The 9,379-nt window shown below is 66.8% G+C and carries 6 protein-coding genes and 1 pseudogene; 4 read left to right on the forward strand and 3 right to left on the reverse strand.

The annotated features are described in order from the left end of the window. Positions 1 to 8: 8 nt before the first annotated feature. Positions 9 to 1,067 (reverse strand): lytic transglycosylase domain-containing protein, encoded by a 1,059-nt coding sequence (locus tag CF68_RS17710; RefSeq protein WP_035821116.1) that lies wholly within the window; start codon positions 1,065 to 1,067, stop codon positions 9 to 11. Between the two features lie 651 nt (positions 1,068 to 1,718). Between CF68_RS17710 and ubiD the strand changes: the two genes are divergently transcribed. After that, the gene (ubiD, locus tag CF68_RS17715; RefSeq protein ID WP_013957649.1) at positions 1,719 to 3,248 is read left to right on the forward strand and encodes a 4-hydroxy-3-polyprenylbenzoate decarboxylase; all 1,530 of its coding nucleotides are present in this window, start codon (positions 1,719 to 1,721) and stop codon (positions 3,246 to 3,248) included. A gap of 108 nt (positions 3,249 to 3,356) precedes the next feature. Next, the gene (locus CF68_RS17720) at positions 3,357 to 5,381 is read left to right on the forward strand and encodes an acetoacetate--CoA ligase (RefSeq protein ID WP_051591571.1); all 2,025 of its coding nucleotides are present in this window, start codon (positions 3,357 to 3,359) and stop codon (positions 5,379 to 5,381) included. A gap of 33 nt (positions 5,382 to 5,414) precedes the next feature. Here the strand turns inward: CF68_RS17720 and CF68_RS17725 are convergent, their stop codons facing one another. Beyond that, positions 5,415 to 6,068: a glutathione S-transferase family protein gene (locus CF68_RS17725; RefSeq protein ID WP_013957651.1), complete on the reverse strand. Its 654-nt coding sequence runs from the start codon at positions 6,066 to 6,068 to the stop codon at positions 5,415 to 5,417. Between the two features lie 252 nt (positions 6,069 to 6,320). Here CF68_RS17725 and CF68_RS17730 point away from each other — a divergent pair, with 252 nt between their 5' ends. Both CF68_RS17730 and CF68_RS17735 read left to right on the forward strand, forming a co-directional pair. Next, the gene (locus tag CF68_RS17730; RefSeq protein ID WP_035821119.1) at positions 6,321 to 7,535 is read left to right on the forward strand and encodes a polyhydroxyalkanoate depolymerase; all 1,215 of its coding nucleotides are present in this window, start codon (positions 6,321 to 6,323) and stop codon (positions 7,533 to 7,535) included. A gap of 77 nt (positions 7,536 to 7,612) precedes the next feature. Continuing rightward, on the forward strand, positions 7,613 to 8,515 hold the full coding sequence (locus CF68_RS17735) for an aldose epimerase (protein WP_035821121.1): 903 nt from the start codon (positions 7,613 to 7,615) through the stop codon (positions 8,513 to 8,515). 15 nt (positions 8,516 to 8,530) lie between these two features. On the opposite strand, the pseudogene CF68_RS17740 reads toward CF68_RS17735, so the two are convergent. Then, positions 8,531 to 8,909, reverse strand: a pseudogene (locus CF68_RS17740) (DUF5594 family protein). Between the last annotated feature and the right edge of the window lie 470 nt (positions 8,910 to 9,379).

Genomic DNA, 9,379 nt, shown 5'->3' on the forward strand with positions numbered 1-9,379 from the left:
TTCCGCGCTCAGGCGTTGTGCGGACCGTTGTTCGCTTCCAGCTTCTCGGTCGGGGCCAGCTGCTCGGCCGGGGCCTTGACCTCGACCGGCTTGTCGGCGTTGGCGGGCGCGTTGCGCACGCCCAGCAGCTGGCGCAGGCGGGCACGCTCGGCCAGCACCTTGGCGCCATAGCCGCCATCGGTGGCCGTGGTGGCACCGACGTAGTACTTCAGGCCGCCTTCGATCGAGCCAGCGCGGGCGATGCAGTCCTTGAGCACCAGCGCGCCGATCTTGATATTGGCGTACGGGTTCAGCGCCGCGGCAACGCCGCCGACGGCCTCGTACTTGTCCTGGTGGACCTTGGTCATGACCTGCATCAGGCCCTGCGCTCCCACGCCGCTTTCGGCGTACGGGTTGAAGCTGGACTCGATCGCGATCACGCCCAGGATCAGCAGCGGGTCGATGCCGACCTCGCGGCCGGTCAGGTACGCCGCCTTCACCAGTTGCGCAGTGGCCTGCGCCGCCACGCGGTACTTGCGGGCGATATAGTCGGCCACGGCCGCCTGCTCGCGGGCGCTGCCCAGTGTAGCGGTGCTGCGGGCGTCTTGCGCCACGCGCGTGACCGGGATCCGCGCGGCGAGGTGCGCGACCGACGGCACCTTGGCGGATGCCGCCAGGCTCCATTCGTCCACGCCCGACACCGTCGGCAGGCCAGCCTTGCCGAAGCCAAGCTTGGCCGCAGCGACGTCCGCCGAATGCGGCGGCACGGCAGTGCTGGCCACGGCAGGCGCGGCCGGCATGGCGGCGCCAACCAGCACCGCGGGTGCTTCGTCACCCGCCAGCAGCGCGGCCAACGTGGTGCGCCATTCCTGGCTCAGCGACAGCGACACGGCCGAAACGACCGCGACCACGCCCAGGCTGTTCAGGGCGTACTTCAACGTTGTGCGGCCACCGCGCAACGCGCGGCCCGCGACCGGATGCGCGAGACGGACCTGCAATGCCCGACTCACTCCGGGTACCGGCTGTCGGAGACGGACCTGCAAGGCCCGCCCGATGCCGGGAAGATGAAGGGTTTTCCAACCGCTCATGCTTACCTCCATCCGTTGCCCGCTTCGCGCGCCCGACTGCGGCACGCGCCCGATCTCAACGTACTCAAGTAAGGATGCCGCGCCGTCTAGCAGTGACGACCAAGCATCTGTTGGCAGGCGCTCCCCGTGCGCCCAACTGGAAACAGGCTACGCTCTGGGGGAGCGCACCCTGCCACGACTAAACTCACTCACTACGCTCCGGCAAGTCGCCGGAGGCGACCGGTCGGCCCGCTTGCATTCAGGCCTGACCATCGGTCCTTGCTGGAGGGACTTTCTGGCACATTTTCTTGATGTGCACCCCTTGACACAGGGGGAAAATCCATGTTGCGACGCAACACTCCATGGAGCAAGACCGGATTGTAGGAACGGTGTTATATCTCGTCAAGAATAAAAACTTCGCTTTCTACTACTTATAGTTATTTGTAACAATGGTTGCCATGTCGGCATCGGAGCACCCGATTGCCCGCAAACGCAGGCCGGGCCTTGGCTGGCCGCTCGTAAAAGTACGCTGTCAGCGACAAAAAACTTACAATTTGCGCGGCTTGGTCTTGATGATTTTTTTGCCGCGGCGCCGGTGAATGTGTATCGTCACCGACTTGGACGCCGCCTTGCGGACGCTTTCCCCCGCCCCGCACCACAACAGAATTCACTATGCAATACAAAGACTTGCGCGATTTCATCGGCCAACTCGAAGGCATTGGCGAGCTACGGCGCATCGCCCGGCCGGTCGCGCCCAACCTGGAAATGACCGAAGTCTGCGACCGGCTGCTGCGCGCTGGAGGCCCCGCGGTCCTTTTTGAGAAACCTTCCGGAGCCAGCACCGATGGCGGTATCTATAGCGTCCCCGTACTGGCCAATCTGTTCGGCACGACACACAGAGTCGCACTTGGCATGGGCGCCGAATCGATGGAAGACCTGCGCGACATCGGCCGGGTCTTGTCAGCACTGAAGGAACCGGAGCCGCCGCGCGGTTTGCGCGAGGCCGGCAAGCTGTTCACGCTGGCCAAATCTGTGTGGGATATGGCACCAAAGCGCGTCAGCAGCCCGGCCTGCCAGGAGGTGGTGTGGGAGGGCAACGACGTCGACCTGGCGCGCCTGCCGATCCAGACCTGCTGGCCCGGCGACGCCGCGCCGCTGATCACCTGGGGCCTGGTGGTGACCAAGGGCCCGCACAAGAAGCGCCAGAACCTGGGCATCTACCGCCAGCAGGTGATCGGCCGCAACCAGGTCATCATGCGCTGGCTGGCACACCGCGGCGGCGCGCTCGATTTCCGCGAGCATGCGCTGGCCAACCCCGGCAAGCCGTTCCCGATCGCGGTAGCGCTGGGCGCCGACCCCGCCACCATCCTGGGCGCGGTGACGCCGGTGCCCGATACGCTGTCCGAGTACCAGTTCGCCGGCCTGCTGCGCGGCAGCCGCACGGCGCTGGCCGGCTGCCTCACGCCGACGCTGTCCGAGCTGAGCGTTCCGGCCTCTGCCGAAATCGTGCTGGAAGGCCATATCCAGCCCGACCCGAACCACCCCTCCGGCTACCAGCATGCGCTGGAAGGCCCGTTCGGCGACCACACCGGCTATTACAACGAGCAGGACTGGTTCCCGGTGTTCACCATCGACCGCATCACCATGCGGCGCGACCCGATCTACCACTCCACCTACACCGGCAAGCCGCCCGACGAGCCCGCGGTGCTGGGCGTGGCGCTGAACGAAGTGTTCGTGCCGCTGCTGCAGAAGCAGTTCCCGGAGATCACCGACTTCTACCTGCCGCCCGAGGGCTGCAGCTACCGCATGGCGCTGGTGCGCATGAAGAAGCAGTACGCCGGCCATGCCAAGCGCGTGATGTTCGGCGTGTGGAGCTTCCTGCGGCAGTTCATGTATACGAAGTTCATCGTGGTGGTCGATGACGATGTCGACGTGCGCGACTGGAAGGAAGTGATCTGGGCCATCACCACCCGGGTCGATCCCAGCCGCGACACGGTGCTGGTCGACAACACCCCGATCGATTATCTGGACTTCGCCTCGCCGGTGTCGGGCCTGGGCTCCAAGATGGGCATCGACGCGACCGACAAGTGGCCGGGCGAGACCACGCGGGAATGGGGCACGCCGATCTCCATGGATGCCGCGGTCAAGGCGAAGGTCGACACCATGTGGGAAAGCCTGTTCGAGCGTCCGGCCGGCAACTGAACCTAAGGGCCGTTATCATGGCAGGCTGATGCCAGCTGCCGCCACAGGCACCCGGCATACCCATCGCCACCATCCGATGCCCGCGACAGACGGGCCCGAGGAGGAGACATGAGCACCCCCGCCCCTCTGACCGAAGGGAACCTGATGTGGACGCCCTCCGTGGCGTTCCGCGACAGCAGCCAGGTCGCGCGCTTCATGCACTGGCTGCGGGCCGAGCGCGGCCTGGCCTTTGACGACTACGACAGCCTCTGGCAGTGGTCGGTCACCGAACTGGAAGCCTTCTGGGACGCCGTGCGCGCCTATTTCGACGTACGCTTCGACACGCCCGCCACGCAGGTGCTGGACCGCCGCACCATGCCGGGCGCGCGCTGGTTCGAGGGTGCCACGCTGAACTACGTGCAGCAGGTATTCCGCCACGCCGGTGCGGGCAGCGCCCGCCAGCGCACCGCGATCCGCCATGCCGGCGAGGCCCAGCCGCTGGCCGATGTCAGCTGGGACATGCTGCAAGCGCAGGTGGCGTCGCTGGCGCATGCGCTGCGCCAGATGGGTGTGCAGCGCGGCGACCGCGTTGCCGGCTACCTGCCCAATATCCCCGCCACCATCGTCGCCTTCCTGGCCACGGCCAGCCTGGGTGCGGTCTGGTCGGGCTGCGCGCCGGACATGGGCCAGGTGGCGGTGATCGACCGCTTCCGCCAGATCGGGCCCAAGGTGCTGATCGCCGTCGACGGCTACCGCTATGGCGGCAAGGTCTACGACCGCACCCCGGTGCTTGCCGACCTGATCGCCGCCCTGCCCTCGCTGACCGACCTGGTGCTGGTGCCGCAGATCGGCAGCCCCGCAGCGCCGCCTGCCGGCGTGCGCGCGCATGCCTGGCAGGAGGTGCTGGCGCACGACGTGCCGCTGGCGATCGAGCCGGTGCCGTTCGACCATCCGCTGTGGATCGTCTATTCGTCCGGCACCACCGGCATGCCCAAGCCGATCGTGCATGGCCACGGCGGCATCGTCATCGAGCAGCTCAAGCTGATGGCCTTCCATAACAACCTGGGCCCGGACGATGTCTTCCACTGGTACAGCAGCAGCGGCTGGATCATGTGGAACGCGCAGGTGGCCGGGCTGCTGCTGGGCACCACCATCGCGCTGTATGACGGCAACCCGGCCTGGCCCGACGCGGGCGTGCTGTGGCGCTTTGTCGACGACGCCGGCGTGACGCTGTTCGGCGCCGGCGCGGCCTTCTTCACCAACTGCATGAAAGCCGGCATCGAACCGGCACGCATCGCCGACGTGTCGCGCCTGCGCGGGCTCGGCTCGACAGGCTCGCCGCTGCCGGTGGAAGCCTACGACTGGATCTACCGCCATGTGCGCGAAGACATCTGGCTGGTGCCGATGTCGGGCGGCACCGACTTTGCCGGCTCCTTCGTCGCCGGCTGCCCGCTGCTGCCGGTCTATTCCGGCGAGATGCAATGCCGCTGCCTGGGCGCCAAAGTGGAGGCCTTCGACGACAACGGCCTGCCGCTGCTCGACGCGGTGGGCGAACTGGTCTGCACCGAGCCGATGCCGTCGATGCCGCTGTACCTGTGGGGCGACGCCGACGGCAAGCGCTATCGCGACAGCTATTTCGACACCTATCCCGGCGTCTGGCGGCATGGCGACTGGATCAAGATCACAAAACGCGGCGGCGCGGTGATCTACGGGCGCTCGGACGCCACCATCAACCGCCACGGCATCCGCATGGGCACCAGCGAGCTGTACCGCGTGGTGGAAGACCTGCCGGAAGTGCTCGACAGCATGGTGGTCGACCTGGAATACCTGGGCCGCGAATCCTATATGCCGCTGTTTGTGGTGCTGCGCGAAGGCCTGGTGCTGGATGATGCGCTGCGCGACACCCTGCGCCTGCGCATCCGCGAAGCGCTGTCCTCGCGCCACGTGCCCAACGAGATCGTGCAGGCACCCGGCGTGCCGCGCACGCTGTCGGGCAAGAAGATGGAAGTGCCGATCAAGAAGCTGCTGCTCGGCCATGCGCCACAGGGCATCGCCAACCGCGATGCGATGGCCAACCCGGACACGCTCGACTGGTACTTCGACTACGCCGAACGCTTCCTGAAGGCACGGCAGGCCGACCCCGCAACGGCGTAACGCCGGCGGCCGCGGCGGTTGCCAGCGAGGACATCAGAACTCCACATCGAGTTCGCTGATTTCGTCGGGTTCCTCGCGCGCCGCCGCGATCCACTCCTGCAGTTCCGGCATCGACAGGATCTGCTTGCAGTAGGCAACCGGCACGGGATCGAGCATCACGCCATAGGTGACAAAGCGCGTCACCACCGGCGCGTACATGGCGTCGGCCATGGTGCGCGTGCCGAACAGGTAAGGCCCGCCATAGCGCGTCAGGCATTCGGTCCAGATCGCCGTGATGCGGTCGATGTCCGCCTGCGCACGCGACCACACCTTCATCCCGGGGAAATGCCCCTTCAGGTTCATCGGCAGCGCCGAACGCATCGCGGCAAACCCGGAATGCATCTCGCCGCAGATGGCGCGGCAGTGGGCACGCGCGGCGCGGTCTTCCGGCAGCAGGCCGGCCTTGGGGTGGATTTCGTTCAGGTATTCGGCGATCGCCAGCGTGTCCCACACCGTCACGCCGTGGTGGCGCAGGCACGGCACCAGGATCGACGGGGACAGCAGCAGGATTTCCGCACGCGCCGCGGCATCGTCCGGCGGCACCACCACTTCTTCGAATTCCAGGCCGGCAAAGCGCGCCAGCAGCCAGCCGCGCAGCGACCATGAGGAATAGGTCTTGCTGCTGATGGTGAGTGTGGTCTTGGACATCGCGCCTCCTTTACTGCTTGTTGCCGCTCATGGCCGCGCACCTATGCAGTGCATCCGGCAGGCACCAGTCTGAAGCCGCTGCGCGCAATGCGCCGCGAAGCGGCGCCACGCCCATACGCCAGGCGCATGCCTCGCTACTTGCGCGGCATCGTCCGCCCCGCTCACCGCACAAAGCGCAAGGCGCGTGCCAGGTCTAAACTGATGGCATACATATTGCGGCTGGCAAGTACCAGAATAGCGGGGAGCCGAGCCATGCTGTACCACGCCTACCAGATCTACGCGGACATGATACTGCCGGCCTGCACGCTGGCGGAGTTGGCTGCCGCGACGCTGGCGGCGAATCCCAGGTCCGGCGGTTTCGATGCCGTGCCCCGCCTGCGCGCCGCCTGCGAGCTCATCGCGCTGGTGCGGCTCACGCACCACCGGCCGGCCTTCGGCATCGACCACGCCACCGTCGGCGGCCAGCCGGTGCCGGTCACCGAGGAAGTCGTCGCGCGCACGCCGTTCTGCTCGCTGCTGCACTTCCGCCGCCACGGCATCGTCGGCCAGCCGCGCGTGCTGCTGGTGGCGCCGATGTCCGGCCACTTCGCCACGCTGCTGCGCGGCACGGTCCAGACCATGCTGGCCGACCACGACGTCTATCTCACTGACTGGCACAACCCCCGCGACATTCCGCTGCTGGCCGGGCGCTTCGGCTTCGATGAATTCGTGCAGCACCTGATCGGCTTCCTGCAGACGCTGGGCGGCGGCACGCATCTGGTGGCGATTTGCCAGCCAGCCGTGGCAGCGCTGGCGGCGGCCGCACTCATGGCCGAGGACGAAGACCCTGCCCAGCCGCCCAGCCTGACGCTGATGGCCGGCCCCATCGACGCGCGCGTCAATCCGACAAAGGTCAACGTGCTGGCCATGAGCCAATCCCTCGAATGGTTTGAGCGCACCTTGATTGGCATGGTGCCCCTGCGCTTTGCCGGCGCGATGCGGCGCGTCTACCCGGGCCACGTGCAGCTGCTGGCCTTCATGAGCATGAACCCGGAGCGGCACGAACAGGCGCTGCGCGAGCTTTACGCCCTGCGCGAGCGCGGCGAGCACGACAAGGCCGACGCCATCCGCGACTTCTACATCGAGTACTTCGCCACCATGGACCTGACCGCGGAGTTCTACCTGGAAACCGTCAGCCTGGTATTCCAGCGCTTCCTGCTGGCCCAGGGCCTGCTTGACGTGAGCGGTCGCCGTGTGTGCACGCGCGCCATCCACCGCACCGCCCTGCTGACCGTGGAGGGCGAGCGCGACGATATCTGCGCCATCGGCCAGACCGTGGCGGCGCAAGACCTGTGCGCCAGCCTGAGCCCCTACATGCGCATGCATCATGTGCAGACCGGAGTCGGGCACTATGGCGTGTTCAACGGCAGGCGATGGGAGACGCAGGTGTACCCGCTGGTGCGCAACACCATCTACACCAGCAGCTAGGACGGCAGCGCGCTGGCCTGGCTTATCATGGCAGCTGCGCCGGGCGGCACGCGAACGGCGCGGCACCAACGATCAACATGCCATTGCTTCCGACACAAGACTTCCAGGGCCAGCCACTGGTCCGGATCGGCGCTGCCGAGACGTTCATGCTGCTCGCCCCGCAACACGGCGGGCGGCTGGTCCGCTGGGTGCACCGCGCACAGGACATCCTCTACTGGCCGGACGCTGCCGACTGGTCCCGCCCGGCCAAGGTGCGCGGCGGCAACCCGCTGCTGTTTCCGTTTATCGGCCGGCATTTTGCCGAAGGCAATCCCGGGCAGTGGCGCGACGGACAAGGGACGGTGCACACGCTGGCGCAGCACGGCTTTGCGCGCGACCTGCCCTTCGAGGTCAGCACCGTCGATGAACGAGCCGCGATCACGATGACGCTGCGCGACAGCGATGCAACGCACGCCGGCTACCCCTTTGCATTCGCCTTCGACGCCATCTACCGCTTGCTGCCCGACGGCCTCGAGGTCACACTGCGCACCACCAATACCGGCACGCAGCGCCTGCCCTGCTATCCCGGCCACCATTTCTATTTCGCGCTGCCGCACGCGCAACGTGCCACCGCATCGCTGGCATTGCCGGGCACGGACCGCATGCGCCAGCTACCCGATGGCAGCCCCGGGCCCGCAGAGCCAGGCGAGACGACTTACCAGCTGGACGATCCACGCCTGCAGGACACGTTCCACGTCTTCCGCGACAGCCCGTCCGCCACGCTGGCGATGCCAGACCGCCGCGTCACGTTCGAACTCGACCTCGCCGGCAGCGCGCCATGGCATGCCGTGACGACCTGGTCCGAAAACGAAACCTCTGACTTCTATTGCGTGGAACCGTGGGCAGGCCTGCCCGACGCGATCCACCACGGCCAGGGGCTGCGCTGGATCGCGCCGGGGCAAACGGAAAGCGCGGTATGCCGGCTGCGGGTGGCTGGCTGAGCCAGTGCACCAGGCTCAGTGCTCGAAATCCAGCCCACCGATCAGGATCGCCGGGTCAGCCTGCGATAGCGAGCGGGAGTCGATCCCGCGCGGTTCCTGCCAGGCGCGCAGTTTGGCCGGCAACGCCGCCAGGTAACCGGCAAGGCGCACCTCGCCCCCCCCCCGCGAACAAGCGCTGCACCTCCAGCCCATCCCACGCCAGCGTGATATCCAGCGCATAAGGGTGGCGCCGCAGGTCCGGCGGACCCTCCCCGGTCACGCGCAGGCGCGGCGGCCGGCCGGGGGCGTCGGCGGGCAGGGAGTGGAGTTGCAAGCGCCGGTCATGCTGGCCAATCGCGGCGGCGATGCGCGGCACGCATTCCGCTTCAAAGCGGGCGAAGAAATCGGTGGTCAAGGTGTCGGCGTCCTGACGTTGCGAGTTGGAACGATGGCGGCACACAGCTGTGCCCCATCGTGCCAGCCGCTACATGCCAGCCGGCGTCAGGCTGGCCGGTACACCCAGAAGCCCTAGTAGCACTGGTGACCCAGGGCTCCATATTCCCCTTACCTTTAAAAGGTTATAAAAGGCCTTTTAGGTAGGCTACGTGTTCCAGCCGTTGGAAGGCCGGCTGTGCCAGCTATCCCCTGGGGATAGCTGGCAGTGTTCGGCTAGTTCATTGGCTGTGCACGCTGTACCTCTCGTGCTCAATACCAGGCGACCTGTTTGTCAGTGCGCGTCTGCCTTCTTCCTCAAGCCCCATGCCTGGGGCGATTCGGATGGTTAGGCTTGGAGCGGCGCTTGCAAGCGCGAATCTTGACCCTTCAGCCTTCTACAGACGGATATCAATGGAAGCTGGCGTGGCGAATAGCTTGGGTTCCTTGCCG

The sequence above is a fragment of the Cupriavidus sp. SK-4 genome, from assembly GCF_000611125.1.
GTDB lineage: Bacteria > Pseudomonadota > Gammaproteobacteria > Burkholderiales > Burkholderiaceae > Cupriavidus > Cupriavidus necator.

Bases quoted from the DNA above. Each gene is read 5' to 3' on its own strand.
- CF68_RS17720 (WP_051591571.1), top strand. From the start codon at position 3,357: ATGAGCACCCCCGCCCCTCTGACCGAAGGGAACCTGATGTGGACGCCC.
- CF68_RS17730 (WP_035821119.1), top strand. From the start codon at position 6,321: ATGCTGTACCACGCCTACCAGATCTACGCGGACATGATACTGCCGGCC.
- CF68_RS17725 (WP_013957651.1), bottom strand. From the start codon at position 6,068: ATGTCCAAGACCACACTCACCATCAGCAGCAAGACCTATTCCTCATGG.
- CF68_RS17710 (WP_035821116.1), bottom strand. From the start codon at position 1,067: ATGAGCGGTTGGAAAACCCTTCATCTTCCCGGCATCGGGCGGGCCTTG.
- ubiD (WP_013957649.1), top strand. From the start codon at position 1,719: ATGCAATACAAAGACTTGCGCGATTTCATCGGCCAACTCGAAGGCATT.
- CF68_RS17735 (WP_035821121.1), top strand. From the start codon at position 7,613: ATGCCATTGCTTCCGACACAAGACTTCCAGGGCCAGCCACTGGTCCGG.